Source organism: Synechococcus sp. PCC 7502 (assembly GCF_000317085.1).
Lineage (GTDB): Bacteria > Cyanobacteriota > Cyanobacteriia > Pseudanabaenales > Pseudanabaenaceae > PCC-7502.
Genome location: NC_019702.1, coordinates 662,422 through 681,946, shown reverse-complemented (window position 1 = coordinate 681,946; position 19,525 = coordinate 662,422). Strand labels below are relative to the sequence as shown.

17 protein-coding genes are annotated in these 19,525 nt (G+C 41.3%); 9 read left to right on the top strand and 8 right to left on the bottom strand.

From position 1 onward, the window contains the following. Positions 1 to 16 precede the first annotated feature (16 nt). The gene (locus tag SYN7502_RS20860) at positions 17 to 1,057 is read right to left on the bottom strand and encodes a M23 family metallopeptidase (RefSeq protein ID WP_015167475.1); all 1,041 of its coding nucleotides are present in this window, start codon (positions 1,055 to 1,057) and stop codon (positions 17 to 19) included. 714 nt (positions 1,058 to 1,771) lie between these two features. On the opposite strand from SYN7502_RS20860, the gene SYN7502_RS03305 reads away from it, so the two are divergent. Together SYN7502_RS03305 and SYN7502_RS03300 are read left to right on the top strand one after the other, a co-directional pair. Beyond that, a complete protein-coding gene (locus SYN7502_RS03305) occupies positions 1,772 to 3,511 on the top strand; it encodes a diflavin flavoprotein (protein ID WP_015167474.1) in 1,740 nt (579 codons plus the stop codon). A 126-nt stretch (positions 3,512 to 3,637) separates the two neighbouring features. Next, positions 3,638 to 3,976 (top strand): MGMT family protein, encoded by a 339-nt coding sequence (locus tag SYN7502_RS03300; protein ID WP_015167473.1) that lies wholly within the window; start codon positions 3,638 to 3,640, stop codon positions 3,974 to 3,976. Between the two features lie 20 nt (positions 3,977 to 3,996). Here the strand turns inward: SYN7502_RS03300 and SYN7502_RS03295 are convergent, their stop codons facing one another. The 5 genes from SYN7502_RS03295 to SYN7502_RS03275 form a co-directional block, all read right to left on the bottom strand. After that, positions 3,997 to 4,950 carry an asparaginase gene (locus SYN7502_RS03295; protein WP_015167472.1) on the bottom strand — a complete coding sequence of 318 codons (954 nt, stop codon included), beginning with the start codon at positions 4,948 to 4,950 and terminating at the stop codon, positions 3,997 to 3,999. Positions 4,951 to 5,049: 99 nt separating this feature from the next. Beyond that, a complete protein-coding gene (locus tag SYN7502_RS03290; protein WP_015167471.1) occupies positions 5,050 to 5,412 on the bottom strand; it encodes a rhodanese-like domain-containing protein in 363 nt (120 codons plus the stop codon). A gap of 24 nt (positions 5,413 to 5,436) precedes the next feature. After that, positions 5,437 to 6,204 carry an ABC transporter ATP-binding protein gene (locus SYN7502_RS03285; RefSeq protein WP_015167470.1) on the bottom strand — a complete coding sequence of 256 codons (768 nt, stop codon included), beginning with the start codon at positions 6,202 to 6,204 and terminating at the stop codon, positions 5,437 to 5,439. Then, on the bottom strand, positions 6,204 to 6,971 hold the full coding sequence (locus SYN7502_RS03280; protein ID WP_015167469.1) for an MBL fold metallo-hydrolase: 768 nt from the start codon (positions 6,969 to 6,971) through the stop codon (positions 6,204 to 6,206). The genes SYN7502_RS03285 and SYN7502_RS03280 overlap by 1 nt, the downstream gene beginning before the upstream one ends. 45 nt (positions 6,972 to 7,016) lie before the next feature. Further along, the gene (locus tag SYN7502_RS03275; protein WP_015167468.1) at positions 7,017 to 8,000 is read right to left on the bottom strand and encodes a permease; all 984 of its coding nucleotides are present in this window, start codon (positions 7,998 to 8,000) and stop codon (positions 7,017 to 7,019) included. A 235-nt stretch (positions 8,001 to 8,235) separates the two neighbouring features. On the opposite strand from SYN7502_RS03275, the gene SYN7502_RS03270 reads away from it, so the two are divergent. From SYN7502_RS03270 to crtD, 3 genes are all read left to right on the top strand, one after another. Beyond that, a complete protein-coding gene (locus tag SYN7502_RS03270) occupies positions 8,236 to 10,518 on the top strand; it encodes an ABC transporter substrate-binding protein (RefSeq protein ID WP_015167467.1) in 2,283 nt (760 codons plus the stop codon). A 19-nt stretch (positions 10,519 to 10,537) separates the two neighbouring features. Next, complete coding sequence (locus tag SYN7502_RS03265) at positions 10,538 to 12,865, top strand: ABC transporter substrate-binding protein (protein WP_015167466.1); 2,328 nt, start codon at positions 10,538 to 10,540, stop codon at positions 12,863 to 12,865. Between the two features lie 120 nt (positions 12,866 to 12,985). Next, positions 12,986 to 14,458: a C-3',4' desaturase CrtD gene (gene crtD / locus SYN7502_RS03260; RefSeq protein ID WP_015167465.1), complete on the top strand. Its 1,473-nt coding sequence runs from the start codon at positions 12,986 to 12,988 to the stop codon at positions 14,456 to 14,458. On the opposite strand, the gene rpe is transcribed toward crtD, so the two are convergent. Then, a complete protein-coding gene (gene rpe, locus SYN7502_RS03255) occupies positions 14,455 to 15,144 on the bottom strand; it encodes a ribulose-phosphate 3-epimerase (RefSeq protein ID WP_015167464.1) in 690 nt (229 codons plus the stop codon). The two genes, crtD and rpe, sit on opposite strands and share 4 nt — an antisense overlap. Positions 15,145 to 15,272: 128 nt before the next feature. Continuing rightward, a complete protein-coding gene (locus SYN7502_RS03250; RefSeq protein ID WP_015167463.1) occupies positions 15,273 to 16,250 on the bottom strand; it encodes a late competence development ComFB family protein in 978 nt (325 codons plus the stop codon). A gap of 304 nt (positions 16,251 to 16,554) precedes the next feature. On the opposite strand from SYN7502_RS03250, the gene tgt reads away from it, so the two are divergent. The 4 genes from tgt to SYN7502_RS03230 all read left to right on the top strand — a co-directional run bounded on the left by tgt (position 16,555) and on the right by SYN7502_RS03230 (position 19,524). Next, positions 16,555 to 17,694 carry a tRNA guanosine(34) transglycosylase Tgt gene (gene tgt, locus SYN7502_RS03245; protein WP_015167462.1) on the top strand — a complete coding sequence of 380 codons (1,140 nt, stop codon included), beginning with the start codon at positions 16,555 to 16,557 and terminating at the stop codon, positions 17,692 to 17,694. A 44-nt stretch (positions 17,695 to 17,738) separates the two neighbouring features. Beyond that, positions 17,739 to 18,416, top strand: coding sequence for a 4'-phosphopantetheinyl transferase family protein (locus SYN7502_RS03240; RefSeq protein WP_015167461.1), 678 nt, complete (start codon positions 17,739 to 17,741; stop codon positions 18,414 to 18,416). A 114-nt stretch (positions 18,417 to 18,530) separates the two neighbouring features. After that, positions 18,531 to 18,917 (top strand): hypothetical protein, encoded by a 387-nt coding sequence (locus SYN7502_RS03235; protein ID WP_015167460.1) that lies wholly within the window; start codon positions 18,531 to 18,533, stop codon positions 18,915 to 18,917. Next, positions 18,910 to 19,524 (top strand): DUF4129 domain-containing protein, encoded by a 615-nt coding sequence (locus SYN7502_RS03230; protein WP_015167459.1) that lies wholly within the window; start codon positions 18,910 to 18,912, stop codon positions 19,522 to 19,524. The genes SYN7502_RS03235 and SYN7502_RS03230 overlap by 8 nt, the downstream gene beginning before the upstream one ends. Position 19,525 lies beyond the last annotated feature (1 nt).

Genomic DNA, 19,525 nt, shown 5'->3' with positions numbered 1-19,525 from the left:
AAACCTTAAGCTACATTTAACTGGGAGTAATAATCCTTGCTAAAAATGCCATTGGGTCAATTGCCGAACGTCCATTAGGGCGAATCTCAAAATGTAGGTGTGGACCAGTACTAAAGCCAGTGCTACCCATAGCAGCAATAACTTGAGATTGATTAACTGGCTGTCCTTGTCTTACATAAATAGCACTAAGATGGGCATATCTAGTAATGCTTCCGTTGCTATGACGTATATCTATCATATTGCCATAACCGCCGTTATTCCAGCCTGCATAATCTACTACACCACCAGCAGCAGCCCAAATTGGAGTTCCCACTGGAGCCGCAATATCAATACCTTGATGTAATCTTCCCCAGCGCCAACCAAATCGTGATGAGAGCATACCTTGGGCTGGCCAAACGAAGTTGGAGGATAATCCATAATCTGAGGTATCGGGCAAATAAACCTTAGCAACTAAAGCTGGTAGCTCAGGCACCAAACTTGCAGTACTAACAACAGATTCAAGTCCAGACTCTAGATTTTCGAGCAGTTGACTAGAGATTTTACTTGGCTTTTGATTTAGATTAGATTTCTGAATATCGTTGGGGTTTGGGAGAAGATTAGATTCCGTTGCTATGAGTTCATAAGGTTTCTTAGAGGCACTTAGAACATGGAACTGAGTTGGTGAGCCAGTTGTATTTGACTTTAGCAGGATTGGTATTATGGATTCCGATATTAAGGATAAATCTGGAGTCGGCTCAAAATCTAATCTGGGAACTGTACTACTAACATCTGAAATGCCTACCTTCACCTGTAAAGACCGAGGAATTGGCTGATTGGCAAGTACATTCTTAGGCTTGGAAGGATTAGTATTTGCTAGACTATAATCAGGAATTACAGATGATAAAGCCGAGTATGCCTCTTTGCCCAAGTCTAAAGGATTTGCGGCACTTGCCACATGAACGGGGGTGAATACTCCTAAAACAACTACTGAAGTACTGATTAATTTTGTTAACCTAGTGGTTAAGGTAGTTAGTTGCTCAAATCTTAATCTTTGTTTTGAAGAAAGTAGTCTATTCAAATTTAGCCTCCTTGGTTTGACTATACCGTTAAATTTGTATTTAGTTTACGGATACAGGTTTGACAGTTACGGCTCCACACACACTTAAGTTATTAACTTAATCCTAAGTAAAACTACATTACTTCTTTCAATTAAACAAGTTCACTAAGAACAGACAAAATCTAAATTTTATGCTTTAAGAACGGTTTACTACCTACACGCATATTTTCAAATATATATCAAGTTAAAATATTAGGCGAAAATACCTTAAAACTATAAATTCTAAGATTTGGAGTTAAGTTTATTTTTTACAATTTCATAATTTTAATTAATTTGCTTAAAACCATACCAGAAATGAGTTTGAATAATCTCTGGGTTTTACAAAGTATAGAAAATGTCCAAATATTTTGGAGAGAATTTTATGGCTACTAATTCACATTATTTTTTCTAGCTCTTTTTTTTTCTGATATTCTACGATTTGCTTTAATTATCACAGACTGATGAATATTCCATATATCGTTAATATTTAAGCAATTTAATCTCCGAATATGGTCAAAGTCTGACTTAAAATCGACTTAAAACTGAGAGTTTAGGATTGGTGAATAAGTCATAACTGATGACAAGTATTAGAACTATCAATTAATTAAACTTTGATCTAAGGGTTAAACTGAAGCTAGGGGTTGGGGATTTTTACTGAATATATAAATTATTTAAGATATTTAAGAGGTTTGAATTATGGTGTCTTTAGCTTCTGTTCCTGTAGCAAGTCAACTATCAAGTCAGCGCCGACTCACGATCCAAACTGCGGAAATTGCAACTGATACTACTACCCTGCGATCGCTTGATTGGGATCGAGATCGATTTGATATTGAGTTTGGATTGCAGAACGGGACTACCTACAACTCTTATATTATTAGGGGAGAAAAAATTGCCCTAGTTGATACCTCCCATGCCAAGTTTAGATCGCTTTACTTAGATGCGCTCCAAGCCGAAATTGATGTTACAACAATAGACTACCTAGTAATTAGCCACACTGAGCCAGATCACAGTGGGTTAGTGAAAGATGTTTTGGCATTAGCTCCAGAGATTACGGTAGTGGGAGCAAAGGTTGCTATTCAGTTTTTAGAGGATTTAATTCATCACCCGTTTAAGCGACAGATTGTCAAAAATGGCGATCAGATTGATTTGGGTAATGGGCATATTTTACAGTTTGTAAGTGCGCCGAATTTGCACTGGCCCGATACGATGCTGACCTACGATCATGGGACATCAACTCTTTTCACATGCGATGTGTTTGGTATGCACTTTTGTGACGATCGCATTTTTGATGAGGATTTAACAGCGATCGCCCCTGATTATCGGTTTTATTATGATTGCTTGATGGCACCTAACGCCCGATCTGTGTTAGCAGCAATGAAGCGAATGGATGATTTACCCACAATTACTACTATTGCTACGGGGCATGGTCCCTTGTTGCGCCATAATTTAGTGGAAATGACGGAGAATTACCGCACTTGGAGTCAAAATCAAACTAAGGGCGAAACCAATGTAGCTGTATTTTATGTCTCGGATTATGGTTATAGCGATCGCCTGTCTCAAGCAATTGCCAAGGGGATTACCAAAACTGGGATTGCTGTGGAAATGCTCGATTTGCGATCGGTTGATTTGCAAGAACTAAGAGAAGTGGTAGATCATGCCGCAGGAATTGTGGTTACACCTGCACCAAGTTTCTTGGAATCTGCCCAAACTGCCATCAGTGCGATTTTAGGAAGTGCTAAGCAAAAACAATTAGTGGGAATTTTTGAGTCCTACGGTGGCGATGACCAGTCCATTGATTTATTAAATAATAGATTTAAGGATTTGGGATTGAGTGTGGGCTTCCCGTTGATTAATATTCGTGAAACTCCTACGGAAGCTACCTATCAACTATGTGAAGAATCAGGTACAGACTTGGGGCAGTTATTGACCCGTAAAGAAAATATCAAGCAAATTAAAGCTTTAGATGCTGACTTAGACAAGGCAATCGGGCGACTAGCAGGGGGACTTTATATTATTACCGCCCAAAAAGGGGAACTGCAAAGTGCAATGTTAGCATCCTGGGTAATGCAGGCTAGTTTTAAACCCCTGGGAATTACGATCGCTGTAGCAAAGGATCGGGCAATTGAGTCTTTTATGCATGTGGGCGATCGCTTTGTATTAAATGTCCTTGAAGAAGGTAATTATGCCAAACTCATGCAGCATTTTCTGAGAAGGTTTGCACCCGGTGCCGATCGCTTTGCTGGGGTTAAAACTCAAGTTGCGAAAAATGGTTCACCTATCCTGGTTGATGCTTTAGCATTTTTGGAATGTGAAGTCCTGAGCAGAATGGAAGCCAGTGATCATTGGATCGTCTATGCTACGGCGGAGGAAGGTAAAGTTGCTAAGCCCGATGCCCTAACTGCCACCCATCATCGTAAAGTTGGTAATCATTATTAATCTAGTTTTACCCGAAGCACTATGGATAATTATTATTATCAAAGAAGCCAAACAAATATTTACAGTAGAAGACATGGTTAGTACTCAAAAGGTCTTGATCAGTTTTAGGCTGGCAGCGCAAGAGTTATGGGTGTAAGTGCATCGTCCTATGATCGCATTTATGCCATTGTTCGCCAAATTCCTCAGGGTAAAATTGCCACCTATGGACAAATCGCCGAGCTTAGTGGGTTAGTAGGAAAAGCTAGGGTTGTGGGCTATGCGTTATATAGGGTCGATCCTCAAACCTCTGATATTCCTTGGCATCGAGTTGTCAATGCTAAAGGAGAAATTTCCGAGTCTCCCTTTCGCAATGGCGGCGATTATCTCCAGCGATCGCTCTTAGAACAGGAAGGCATTAAGTTTTCCCTAAATAAAATTAATTTAAGGGATTATCGTTGGTATCCCGATCAGTATTCATCGGTTTAGGAATCAGTCAAAAATAGAAACTAAAGATAGGAAAGTTCACCCACTACCTCAAGGCGGTTATATCTGCCAATTACTGTGAAACTATCCTCCAAAGACTCAGCCACTACAGGACTGATCCAACCTAATTGTCGTAACAAATGAATAGCTACAGCGTGCTTAGCTCGTTTCGCCCCATCCATAACCTTGATTGCCAGTCCTAGTCCTTCTCCGACCCGTCCAAGACATTGCACGCCCTCTGCTCCAGATTTACTGACAATTTCGCCATTGGTTAACCGCATTAGCTCCGTATCAAACTGTCCTGCTCCCGATACCATTTCGGGATGACGAGTCATAGCACGGGTAATTCTTTCTAGGTGCAGTTGACTATGGGATGCCAGTTGAGCATAGAGATATGCCATTTGTCCAATTTCTAAGAGATAGGTAGGAACGCCACAATCATCATGGACACTGATAAACTCGGCGGCGGGCATGCGTAAAAGTTCGGATAGGGTTCGTAAAATTAGTTCTTGGACTGGATGACTGGGACTCATATAAAAAGATAGGGGTAATCCCTGCTGTTGACAAACAGCGATCATGCCAGCGTGTTTACCTGAACAGTTGTATTGCAATGGGCTAGTACCACCTTGAGGAATTGGGCATTGTAAAGCACTTGGCTCCACATCACACCGCCATAAAATATTGAATACCTGTCTTGCTTGGCTAACCGTACCTTGGTGGGAACCACAGATAATGGCTAGGTCACTTTCGGATAAATTAAATCGATCCTGCGCTCCCGTAGCTGAAACGGCGATCGCCTGAATGGGTTTAAGGGCTGAACGAACGAAGGTAGCAGTTTGAGAGCTTCCTGCCATTGATAAAATCCTGCCTTTGGCATCGGAGACAGCAGCTTCACATTCATGGACAGACTCTAAAATTCCTTCCCTGAGTAATCTTACAGTTAAGCTATTGGAGCGAGCCACTTTACTCAAGTTCATAGTCAATCGATTTGATGATTCCTAACCATGATCATAGCTGATACTAGGCAGCCTTAACCAAGGAGAAACTTGATTAGTTAATTCTTAATACACTCATATTTAATACACAGGGATAGAATCATCTACCAGTTGAGAGTAGGCATCAATTCCGTGGGCAATATTTTTAACATTAGTAAATCCCTGTTGGACTAACCACTGACACATCTGCATCGATCTCACACCATGATGACAAAGGACAAGGGTTTCCGTATCTCGATCAAGTAAGCTGTGAATTTGATTGCCCCAATTAGCAAACTGACTTAGGGGTAAATTGATAAATCCATCAAGGTGAGCGATCGCTAGTTCTTCTGGTTCACGTACATCTATTAACTGCACTGCTAAAGCATCAGGTAAATTATCTCGATCTAAGTTTTGATTTAAATAATTAACTAACTCATGCACACTGACTTGGGAAATTGCCATATTTTATAAAATCCATGAATAAAATTAATCACTACCCAGATATGCTTCTAAAACTTCGGGAGAACTACGAATATCACTGGGCTTACCATCTTTAAGATTTCGTCCTTCTGCCAATACCCAAATGCGATCGCACAGGGACATAATGACATCCATATTGTGTTCAATAATCAAAAAAGTTAACCCGTTTTGGTTCCAAGCTTGAATATGTCCACAGATTTCCTCGATTAAAGCTGGATTTACCCCTGCTGCTGGCTCATCTAAAAGCACAATCTTGGGATCAGTCATCAACGCTCTGGCAATCTCTAGTAATTTACGTTGTCCACCCGACATTGACCCTGCATATTTATCCGCCATCTGGCTTAAGCCCACGGATGCCAGAATATCTTTAGCCTTGGCTTTCAGTAATTTTTCTTCCTTGGCAATTTTTTCCCCTTGGAACCAAGCATTCCAGAACTTTTCACCCGTTTGATTTTGGGCAGCAAGTAGCATATTTTCTAATACCGTCAGCCGTGAAAGCACCCGAGGCACTTGAAATGTTCTAACCATACCCATCTGGGCGATCGCGTGGGGAGGTTTACCATGAATAGGCTTCCCATCTAAACAAACCGTACCGCTATCTGGCACCAAAAAATTAGATAGTAAATTAAAAAAAGTAGTTTTACCCGCCCCATTCGGACCAATTAGCCCTGTAATTGAACCTGATGGCACACTAATTGAGGCATTTTTTACCGCTTGAATCCCGCCAAAGGACTTAGATAGATTTTCTGCAGTTAGCAGATCGACATCAGCCATTATGTTCTAAATACTGATATGGACATAGTTTCAGGCAGGCTGGCAGCAGTTAGCTGTAACTTAGATTTGGTAATATTATTAACCTTAATATTAGGCATCAGTGCTAGGAACTCATCTACTTTTGCCAGTTCACAGGTGCTTGCCGCTTTGTTGGTGAGGTAGTAGGTGGGAATGACGATTTTGGGATTTAAGGTTTCAACTATTGCCTTAGCTTCAGCAGCATTGTATGCTTTTTCCCCGCCCCCCACTGGCACAATTAAAACATCTGGTCGTCCTAGCAAAATCCGTTGATCGGTATTAATACTGGTAGCTGAGCCGCCCATGTGCAGAATCCGAATCCCTGCCTGTTGCCATAGCCATGCCACATTGAACCCAAACCTACGACCACCAAGACGATCATGCTCAAAGCGAATGCCCTGAAGATTAATTCCCCCTACACGATAGGCACCGGGCAGATAGAGAAGCTGAGTATTCTGCGGTACTTCCTGTAGGAACCCTTCGTCTAAGAGTCTGGAGCCAATTAAAATTAAATCGGTTTTGGGCTTGGGAGCGGGGAAATTGGCAGTACAACCAGCAGGGCGAAAAGGATGACTTAAAATTGTTTGCCCCTGTCCTGTAAATAGGTAAGACATATGCCCTAACCACTCTATGCTCAAGGTTTCGGGTTTAGGTGGGGCAGCGATCGCTCTTTCGGCTATGGCTAATCCCGTAGCTAGGGAACCAATCAAACCAGTCTGTGCCAATCGGATAAATTGCCTGCGTTGCATGAAGTCCTCAAGTCTGTTTTCGTTAATTTAACCTATTATCAGTATTTAATCTATACGCAAATTTATAAACAGGCAGCCTAAAAATGTAAGTTGGGCAGCGAGTAAAAATAAATAGACCACGGCTCGTTTTTTAAAAATCGTTAGAATCAAACCTATGGATTTAAAGTCGATCATCGGACCAAATACTAAAAATGCCAAAATCGAGCCACTAGTAAAAGTTGAAGCAAAGGAAAGGGCAAAAAAAGCATCAACCGTTGAGCAAACTGATACCACTGCTGCCAAAGTCATCATGGCGATCACCGAACTGACTGCCCCCTGTCCCAAGTTGAGAATTATATCCCTAGGAATGCCGACTTGAATTATCGCAGCGATCGCACTACCCAGTACTAAAATTCCCCCTAATTCTCGTAATTCATTAATCATGGTATCCACCAGCAGCTTAAACCGTTCCGACCAAGATATTGATAGTTTGATGTTTTCAAGGGGGATTTGCGGCTGTCCCAAGAAAAATGTTCCCGTTGGAACTACGGACTGAGGCTCACTTACGGCGATGTTATTAGCTATTTGCAGCGATCTTTGACTAGATATTTGGGGCTGTAAAAATGGACGCAAATCTTTCTGAGTGCCAAATACACAGCCGATAATCGTAGCGATCGCCAAGGAAAACCCAACGCGTAAAAATACAATCTCAGGCTGGTCTCGAAATGCTGTCCAAGTTGCCCAAATCACAATGGGATTAATTGTAGGTGCAGATAGTAAAAAGCCTACTGCCACTGGTGCAGGTACTCCTTGAGCAATTAACCTGCGCGCCACAGGTACATTTCCACACTCGCACACGGGAAATAAAAACCCCAACATACTGCCAACTAATGCGCCTAGGACTGGCTGTTTAGGCATAACTTTAATTAATTTACCTTCGTCCACAAACATGACCAAAAGCCCAGAAAGCAGTACCCCCAATAGTAAAAAGGGCATAGCTTCGACTAAAAGGCTTAAAAACAGGGTAACGCCGTGGCTAAATTGGTTCATCACTAAAAAAGCACTAGAAAACTATGGACAAAACTGAAAAACTGCGATCGCTTGATTCAGTATAGGCAAAACCTTTCTATCTGGTAATGACATAAGGGTAATGACGAAAAAGACGCACCTTGAATCTTCCCATAAACTTGAACTTGGCACATTATCTATACTGGTTTAACATAATGCTAAGGGTTTAATGTCCTAGAATCTGGTGTTTAAAAATATTTTCTAGGAAACGGTAGCTATGAGATTTCCTGCAATCGATGTAAAACAGGGGATTAAATATCTAAAGTATTTAGCGATCTCCTTGAGCATGATTTTATTGATCGTCCTTGGCGTGGGGCTATTGCCAAAAACCAACGCTAGCTCTCCCATTTCCATTGCCATGGTTCTATCCTTAAGTGGACAAAACGGCAAAGCGGGACAGGAGATTCGCCAAAGTATTGAACTATACATCAATCAGATAAATCAGACAGGGGGGATCAATGGACATCCTCTCCAACTTTTAGCCTTAGATGATCGAGGAACCATAGAAGGAACAAAAGCCGCAGCCACAGCCGCAGTTGCTAGTCCGTCATTACTAATACTGGGACATCAGAATTCGGAATTGACTCTTCAGGTGAATTCGATCTATCGGGCAAATCAATTACCCGTCATTTCCATAAATATCCTAGATCAATTAACAAATCAGAATCCCTATTTTTTCCGAACCGTCCCTAAGTCCTCCGATCAATTAAAGTTTATTGCTCTCTACATGAGGTCAGTCTTAAAGTCTAAGACCGCTAGTATTATTCGCTCAGGCAAATCCTTTGACCTCGCCCTAGCTCCACTTTTTACCAGCCTGTTTACCTCTGAAGGCGGTAGAATTCAATATATCGGTGATGTTGATCCAGAGGCGCAAGAGCAATCCATTCAGACAATTGTGCGTCAACTTAAGGCGGATGGTAATTCTGTCCCGCTTTTTTTAACCATCCGTGATCCCAATGAAATAGAGGCAGTGATTGTGGCGATTCGTCGGGCGGGACTGACAACACCCATTTTTTCTGCGCTTCCCCTAGCAGCAACGGAAGCCTATGCCAACCGCTTTAGTAAATATAAAGAGGAGCAAGCTCAGGCGGGATTTTTTACGGATAATTTCTATGGCTATTCACCGATTCTTTTGGACAGTGCAGGCTTAGATGCTCAGGAATTTGCTAGTCAGTATCAAAAAACCTACGGGAGATTACCCACCTACGCTGAAATTAAATTCTACGAGGCGGCGATCGCTGGGGTAGAGGCACTGCGTCAGGCAAATTTACACTTAACCCCAGAAAGCTTGAACCAAGATCGTCAAGAAACCCGCAATGCCCTTGCTGCCATTAACAATCCCAGTAGTTCTTTAAGAGGGTTAACAGGAACCCTGTACTTCAATGAAAGTCATAGCAGCGATATCCCTATTCGGATTGCCCAATTTCAAAAACGCAGACTAATTTCCGCTCCCCAACAATTTACCCTAGCAGCTAATCTTGAGGCTATTGATGATCTGCCCAGTCAACTCCAATCAGGAAATCTGCTCCACTTGGGCAAGGACTACTTTTGGAAACAGGATGTGGTCTATGCGGGTATAGATATAAATAAGCTTAGTAAAATTGACCAGCGTACTTCTAGTTTTATTGCTAATTTTTATCTGTGGTTTCGTAGTGGCGGCAATGAACAAGCTGAAGATGTTACCTTTGCCAATGGGAATAACCTGATCCCTAATCAACCGCTCTTTGACCCCAAGAAGCCCCTAGACTCATTTACAGTTAATGGCTTAAATTATCATTTGTATGAAATCCAAGGGGAATTTAAAAATACCTTTGATTTGCGTAATTACCCCTTTGATCAGCAAAAACTTACTATTAAGTTTCAAAATAATACAATTCCCAGCGATCGCTTAATTTACGTCATTGATACTGTGGGTTTACGCTTACCCCATAGTGATCAAAATCAAGATGATCAAAAGCCATACCAAGGATTACAACAGTGGAAGTTTAAGGGTATTCAGTATGTCCAAGAAACATTTAGAACAAATTCCAGCATTGGTGATCCTCACCTATTTCATAGCAATAATCCTACCGATTATTCAGGTATGAGTGCCACGATTACCATGCAACGGCGTTCCGTCATCTTTCTGTCTAAAAACCTCCTACCACTATTCTTACTAACTTTTGTCCCTTTTATGACCCTATACTTCCCCCAAAGATTATCAAAAGAACGCCCGCCCGTGATTGTATCAGCACTGATTACGGGTATTGTCCTGTTGGTGGGTTTAAATTTACAGTTACCTGATGTCGGCTACACCATGGCTTTGGAGTATGTGTTTCATACCTTCTTCGCCTTGAGTATATTTTGTATTGTGATTGGGATCATTCACGATCTCCTAGTTTTAAAGGGGCAGACAGTGCGAGCAAATCAGCTTGATCTAGTCTCCCAAGTATTTTACTGCTTAGTAATTTTGGGCATTATTCTACTTTACTGGTATGTGTTTAGGGATAGTTTGAGTTGAACTTAAGACCTCATAAACCATGAAACTGCTTACCCTACTTTCTAAGCTCAAAAAAGTTCGTGCCAAGTTCAGAAATGTTCGTAATACTAGGAAGCTAGGGGCGATCGTCTTGGCTACTCTCACTATGGTATTAATAATTAGTTTTGTCTGGGTACAGTTTTCTCAATCAGCTTCCTCAAGTCCAATTCACCTAGCAGTGGTTGCACCAAAAACTGGAATTCGCAGTGAGGCAGCCCAAGAGATGATTCAAAGTACGCAACTGTACCTAGATACCGTCAATCAACAAGGTGGAGTAAACGGTCATCCCCTAAAACTATTAATTTTTGACGATAAAGGCGATCGTAATGTTGCCCGTCAAATTCCCCAACAGATTGCCAAATCTCCGGCATTAGCTGTACTAGGACACCTCAACAGTTCTACGGCGGTGGAAGCTGCCCCAGGGTACAAGGATTTAGAAATCCCAGCCATTACTGGTACAGCCAGTGAGGACTTCATTACCGCCAACAATCCCTACTATTTTCGGACTGTATTTACCAATTCCATCCAAGGGAGTGTAGTAGCTCTGTACATGCAGAAAGCTCTGAATTTGACGACTGCTAGTATTATCTATTCCGATGATCGTTTGGGCAGAACCCTAGATCAGGCATTTGAAGAGACATTTAAACGCAAAGGCAAAATCCAAAATGTTTGGAAATTCGATCCAAAACAGAAAGATTTGACGACTTCGGTTAACTCCATTATTCAAGAACTAGCCACTAAACCAGATGCTGGCGTAGTATTCCTAGCCATGGAAGAAATTGCCAGTAAAGATTTTATTGTGGCAATGCGGCGGCGGGGACTAAAAACCTCCCTATTTGCCAGCCAAAGTCTGGCACGAGAGACAGCGCCGCAACTGTTTGCTGACTATGAAGAAGAAAAACAAAAGCCCGGCTATTTTCTTGAAGGCATCTACATTCCCACTCCCCTAATCTTTGACAGTGCAGGAGTTGATGCCCAAGAATTTGCCACACTTTATCAGAAAAGATACGGCGAGCCTGCCAGCTATGTGGGAGCCGCCTATTACGATGTGGCGAGGGTTATCGTTTGGGCTTTACAAAAGGCAATGATTGAAAATACCCCCAGTAGTATCAGAGCAGATCGACAAAAAATTCGTAATCAATTAGAGCAAATCAATAGTCGAGAGTTGGGAATCAAGGGCTTGAATGGTCTCATTTACTTTAATAGCAGCCACGACAATACTCCTCCTGTCCGCATTGGAAAGTATGTCAGCCAACGCTTTATTTCAGCCCCTATTCAATTCAGCCCCATCGAGAATTTGGCATCCATTAACCTAGAGGAAGAGTTGAAAGCCGGCAATATTTTAGAACTGACTTTTAAGCTGAAAAAGCAGTATTTTTGGCGACAAGATGTCGTATATACGGGCATCGACATTAATAAGATAGGGCGGGTTGATCAAAGTAAATCTAGTTTTAGTGCCGACTTCTATCTATGGATGCGCTACACAGACAATATTACCCCTACTACAATTCAGTTTCCCAATGGGGTTACCAACAGCGTCAATCAAAATCTGCCATTATTTGATGCGACTAAGCCACTGCGCTCAGAAGTCATAAATGGATTGAATTATCGCCTCTATCAAATTCAGGGAGAATTTAAGGGTAGCTTTGATTTCCGTGACTATCCCTTCGATCAGCAAAAACTACAAATTTACTTTCAGAATACTAATGTTCCCAGCGATCGCTTAATTTACGTCATCGATGTGTTTGGACTAAAGTTGTCTGAAACTCCTAAAAATCAGAGAAAAAAGCCCTATCAATCCCTACAACTCTGGCGGTTTGAAGATATCCAGTATGCCCGTGAGACCTTTAGTAGTAATTCCACAAGGGGAAATCCTCGGTTGTTTAATACTAATCTGAGAATTGATTATTCTGGATTGAGTGTAATTATTACTCTACAACGACAATTTTCTGTATTTCTAGTCAAAACCCTACTACCATTGATTTTGTTGGCTTTGGTACTTGGTAGCACCCTTTACTTTTCTGAAAATTTAGCAAAGGAAAGATTGACGGTGCCGATCGCTACTTTGCTATCTAGTGCTGTGCTATTGACTTCTATTAATAATCAGCTTTCGGATACGGGCTATACCGTGGCGATCGAATACGGCTTCTATGTATTTTTTACCCTTTGCCTACTTTGCATCCTAGTTGGTTTAGTCCTAGAAAAATTAAGAAGTAAAGGACACAAAACTGCGATAACCTACCTTAACTATACATCTCGAATCCTGTACGTTGTGATTATATTAGTGACAATTTTTACCTATGCTGTGGTCTACGGAAATAGACTGTAAGCTACCAGACAGAATTTTTAGGCTACTGACTTAGGGCTTGCAATCAACTTTTTAATTCAGTGGTAGCAGACTCCCTAGGGCTAGATTAAAGTTAAGATTAATAAAGAAATATTAAAAATCATGTTACTTAAATCTAGGTCACAACGGGTAATTATCATTGGTGCTGGCATCGGTGGACTAACTACTGGGGCATTATTGGCAAAGCGTGGCTTTCAGGTAGAAATATACGATCAAGCGATCATTCCCGGTGGTTGTGCTTCAACCTTTAAGCGTCAAGGTTTTACCTTTGATGTGGGCGCAACTCAAGTGGCTGGACTAGAAGTGGGCGGAATTCATCACCGTATTTTTACAGAACTGGGCATAGATATACCTGAAGCTACCCCTTGTGATCCTGCCTGTGCCGTATATTTACCCGATGAACCTGAGCCTATAAATATTTGGCGAGACCCTACGCAGTGGCAGGCAGAAAGACAGCGACAATTTCCCCATAGTGAACCTTTCTGGCAATTTTTACAGAATTTATTTCAGCCTAGTTGGAGATTTCAGTTACGAGACCCAATCTTACCACCCCGTAATCTTTGGGACTTAGCACAATTACTAAAAGCGATGCGTTGGGATACTTTAGCTACCGTGCCTTTTACCCTCTCTACGGTGGGAGATGCCCTCAGGGGTTTTGGTTTAGATCGCGATCGCCGATTGCGAACTTTTTTAGACCTCCAGCTTAAACTCTATTCCCAAGTTAATGCCGAAGAGACTGCTTTGCTCTATGCCGCTACTAGTTTGGCAGTTTCCCAATCTCCTCTGGGATTATGGCACCTCAAGGGGAGTATGCAGGTACTAAGCGATCGCCTAGTAGAGGCATTAGAAAAATATGGAGGCAAACTGTATATGCGCCACACCGTACAAGCGATCGACCCTAAATCTATGCAGGTCAAGGTTTATAATCAGCTTAGTCAAGCCCTAAATTGGGAATCAGCCGATCATATAGTTGCCAACGTCACAGTACAAAGTTTGGTAAAGTTATTGGGCGATCAGGCTCCGCAGGGTTACAAACGCCGAGTAGAAAAGCTCAAGCCTGCTTCGGGGGCATTTGTATTATATTTAGGTGTTGATCACCAAGCTATTCCCGATCGCTGTCCACCCCATTTACAGTTTTTAGATAGCTATACCGATCAGCGTTCCCTCTTTGTATCCGTAAGCCAAGCAGGAGACGGCAGGGCACCCACAGGCAAGGCAACCATTATCGCTTCGGAATTTACAGATATATTAGAGTGGCAAACCGAAGACTACCAAACCTTAAAATCTAAGTATTCCCAACGGGCGATCGCCCAACTGAGTAAGTACTTTAACTTGGAAAATACAATTATTTATCAAGAAGCTGCCACCCCTCAAACATTTATCCGTTATACAGGGCGTGATCAGGGTATGGTTGGGGGACTTGGTATGCGTATTTCTACATTTTCACCTTTCGGCTTTGCCAACCGTACCCCCTTAAAGCATATTTGGCTAGTGGGAGATTGCACCCATCCCGGTGAAGGTACAGCAGGAGTTAGTTATTCTGCCCTGACTGTGGTTAAGCAAATATCTGCCTAAGCCAAAACTAATTCTGGACGCTTACTATTCCGAATATCAGCGATTGCCTTGGCGTAATCCTTAGCTTTAAATACCGCCGAACCTGCCACGATCGCATTGGCACCAGCCTCTAAAACCTGCCAAGTATTATTTGCCTTAAGTCCACCATCTACCTCAATCCAAGGATCAAGCCCTTTTTCATCACAGAGTTGGCGTAGTTCACGGATTTTAGGAACAACTTCAGGAATAAAGCTCTGTCCACCAAAACCAGGGTTAACACTCATAATTAAGACCAAGTCACATAATTCCAAGGAATATTTAATTAACTCCAAAGGACTACCCGGGTTTAAAACCACACCTGCTAATTTACCTAATTCCTTAATTTGTCCTAAGGTGCGATGTAAATGGGGAGAAGCATTGTGTTCAGCATGAACGTAGATATGATCGGCTCCAGCTTTAGCAAAATCTGCCACATATTTTTCAGGTTCTACAATCATTAAATGCACATCCAAGGGCTTTTTAGTTACAGGGCGAATTGCCTCTACAACTAAAGGTCCAATGGTAATATTAGGCACAAAGCGTCCATCCATCACATCCACATGAATCCAGTCGGCACCAGCAGCATCAATTGCACGGATTTCATCTCCCAGTCGACTAAAGTCAGCAGATAAAATTGAAGGGGCAATAACAGTTGATTTAGGTGCCATGGCTTTAAGTAGTGATAATTACAGATTTTTTTAATATTACCAGCTTTCGCACCTTATTGCCTATTGTTGATGTTACCCATAGCTTGATGTCGAAATCGTCAAAGAATCTCTAAGGAATTCCCTAAACCTTAGCCAAAGTATTCTTCAAGAACGTTAACCAAATTATCCGCATTCACATCCGATCGCTTCAATATGGAGCTAATCTTGGGAATCACTTTTGCCATTTCATCATCTAATTGGTAGATAGGGAGGGGGGTATTATTATACTCGGGCATTCTTCTAACATGAACAAGGGCATCAGAAACAATTAAATTTATCTCTTGATGAAGTTGGTTTATCGCCCTAGAGCGCAAAAATCGGCAACCTAGTTCACTTGTGGCATACATAGGTGGCAGTCGATTCAGGGCAAATGCCACGATCGCTTCAGTATTAACCTGGGCTTTCATTTCTGTTGACCATTCACTCATTATGTTCAAAACTGCTTCTTCCACTATCTTTTCCATAACGTTACTAATTCGCAGCTTGGCTCTTAAAAGATAGGAATCTAGTACTTGTTGCTCGAAAAACGGGCGTTCTGAAATTTGACGATCGCTTTTATGGGTGTACCTAGGACTTTGGAAGTGGGTTTTGAGGTGGTTAAGTAAGTTACGATTTGTTATATGTGTTTCACCTTCATCCTTGTTTTTAGTTTTGGCTGAATTTTTTTCTGCATATTTTTCGGCGATCGCTAACTCTAATAATTTCGGAATTTCTCGCCACCGCACATTTTCTTTGCCTAGAATCTGGCTAATTTTAACTAAAGAATATGCTGGGGAAGATAGCTCACTTTCTGGAATTGGGGAAAAACTATTGAGTGGATCGCCCTGTTGCACTTTTTTAAGGGCATTATTTACGGCTGTTTCAATCTCATTGTGAAAATTTTTACTAGCATTCAAACGCTGATTAATCCAACCATTTAAGGTGGTGGCATAAAGAGGTTGCAAATTATTGAGGGCGATCGCAGCTACGGCAGATAAATCTATATCTTTACTGGTTTCTGATTCCTGCTGAGCGATGAGGTATCTGGCTTTTTTAACTACAAAGTCTTCAATAATGTTTTTATACATGACTTAACTGAAACACATCTGAATATAGATAAATAGCAGCGCAATATCCCCTCACTTAGAATCCATCTTAACTTTTAGGAAAAGTTTAAACTAACCTTAAATTATCAGGTAATTTTATGATTTGATAAATACTTTTTGTTAAGTATGTAGCCTTAGTGATCAAGAAATCTGGATAAAAGAGATAACTCTTAAGAATGTTGAAAATTTGATAATTATTACTGATAAAACCCTTACCCAACCACCGCCAACTAAGCTATCCTGATCTACCGTGGCGAAATATAGCGGGATTAGGATAGCAATAACAGTGACAAAACCATTTCAGTTTCAGGTGCAGTGCCAATGCCGTAGTACTTCTGCCCGAGTAGGAGAGTTTCATACCCCTCATGGAATTGTCCATACTCCCAGATTTATGCCCGTTGGTACCTTAGCCAATGTCAAAACCGTAACCCCAGATCAGCTTAAAGGATGTCAAGCAGAAATGGTCTTGGCAAATACCTATCACCTCCATTTACAGCCAGGTGAGGATTTAGTGGCAGAAGCTGGAGGATTACATAAATTTATGGCATGGGATGCACCGATTTTAACTGATTCTGGGGGCTTTCAAGTCTTTAGCCTCAGTGATATGCGGGAAATTAGTGATGAAGGCGTAAAGTTTAAGTCTCCCCGTGATGGCAAAATGATTAATCTCACCCCAGAGAAATCTATTCAAATTCAAAACCTGCTGGGTGCCGATGTAATTATGGCGTTTGATGAATGCGCCCCCTATCCTGCCACTCGTGACCAAATTAAAAATGCTAGCGATCGCACGACCAGATGGTTAGAAAGATGTCTAAAAGCTCATACTAGAAGTCACGATCAAGCGTTATTTGGCATAGTCCAAGGCGGAGTATATGTGGATTTACGGCAACAATCAGCCCGAGAAATTACTAGTTTTGATCTACCTGGCTATGCGATCGGTGGCGTAAGTGTGGGTGAACCCCCCGAACTAATTGCCAAAATTGTCCAAGCGATCACTCCACTTTTACCTGAAGATAAACCTCGATATTTAATGGGCATAGGTACCCACCGAGAAATGGCGCAGGCAGTAGCCGCAGGGATGGATTTATTTGATTGCGTCATTCCCACCCGTTTGGCACGACATGGAGCCGTTTTGGTTCGAGATCATTCCCAAGTAGGTACCACTGGTGAAAATCGCTGGAACTTAAAAAATTCTAAATTCCGCCGAGACTTCGATCCCATTGATTCTGCATGTCCATGTTATACCTGCAAAAATTTCAGTCGGGCATATCTAGGGCATTTATTGCGATCGCAAGAGGTTTTAGGTTATTCCCTGCTTTCCATTCACAATATTACGGAACTAATTCGCTTTACACAACAAATGCGATCGGCAATTATTAATGGCACCTTTGCGGAAGAATTTGCCCACTATCTAAAGCCCTATTAACTAACCCATTAATTAAATCGATTAATTAACTTAATGTTGAAATCATGCTTAATCTGGATCAAATTATCATCTGGAGTATTAGCTTAAATGTTTCAAGTTCTGAAATTCGGAGCCTAGAGTTACTGTTAACGCAAGATGAAAAAGCCAGAGCCGATCGCTATAGGTTTGATATTCATCGTCATCGCTTTATAGTTGCTAGGGCAAATTTACGCATTATTCTGGGTAAATATCTTAATCTTGCTCCAGAGGAAATTAAATTTATCTATAACGCCAAGGGTAAACCAACTTTGGCTCTAGATCAGAATTTAGATCGGAACTTCCAATTTAATCTATCGCACTCTGAGGACATGGCTGTATGCGCTGTAACATTGAATAGTTTGGTGGGAATTGATCTGGAGTTTCAAAAACCGAGAGATGCGTTTCCTAATTTGGCAAACCGATTTTTTAGTAAAGAAGAAGCTCAAATCATTAGCACATCAACCGATCCAAATATCTTTTTGAAAGTCTGGACAGTAAAAGAGGCATATCTCAAAGCCACAGGTGAAGGTTTAGATAAGTTATCGCAAGTATCGACAATTTGGAAAGAAGGAGAAATTATTGGATTGAAAGTAAATCAGATTCCCTTAAATTGGATGATTTATCAATTCTCCTATCCCCAAGGTTATATAGGTGCGCTGGTGAGCTCGATTCCTAAATCTATGCAGTGGCAAAAGACTCTTTAATTCACACTCTCTTTAATTAACATTAAGTTATAGGTATAACTAGGCTTTGTAACCTACCATGGGAGCTATGAATATTTATCATTAATTAATAAAAAATAGAATTCATAGAAGTTAATGCTTGATTTTAGTTTTTTGTTTGAATTTTCCAGATGCCATTGTCTATCGATCTGTGCTTTTTTAGTGCCAGCAAATGCGATCGCTACACTTCAAACTCTTATCTTTGTGGGCAGGCGATCGCCTAGGTTATCCCCGATTATTCTTGCATCTGTAATTTATGCTTTAACCATGATTCTGCATGTCTTTACATGGTTTGTCGTGGGTGTGGTCATGGCTCCAACTTTTATTTTATTAAGCTTAGGCATAGTCTGTTTAGCAATTAATATCTGGGCGATCGCTGATCCTGAAACGATGGGCAACCTATTGCGACAGTTGTGGCAGTTTGGTGTTGATAAAGTTACAGCTAAATTCGGCTCTAGGTTAATCACTGAATGGCATGGCTAGTAAGGATTTTGAAACCTCTAGTTTGGGCTGGCAAGTTCAGCAATTACAACAACGTGTCCAAGAGTGGATTGAGTTCAACCTAGCGATAGCTTTAAAAAAAGCTGTGGATATAGGCATTGGCTTTCCAGACTGGCTATACGATGTTTTAGTTTGGGTGGCTTGGATTATTTTAAGTTTGGCTGTCGCTTGGCTAGGGTTAATACTATTTCGGTTAATACGCAACTATTGGCTTACCTCTTCTCATCAAATCTTGAACTGGGGTATGGTTAATCCTCAGCCTCAGATCATACCTATCTATTCTGTAGATCAGTGGTTAAAACAAGCCCGAAAATATCAACTAGAAGGTAACTATGCTGAAGCGTGCCGAGCTTTATATATGGGAATGCTGCAGTTATTAAGCGATCGCCAAATTATTCCCCAACAATATAGTTTAACCGATGGCGAATATCGGAATTTAGTCGCAAACTTAGCAAGTTCCGATCACTATCAAGTTTTACTATCAACCCATGAGCAACTGTGCTTTAGCGATCGACCCATTTCCAGTGAAGTTTTTAATCATTGCCAATCCGCCTATGAACGGATCAGCCAACAGGTTAATGCCCCTTAAT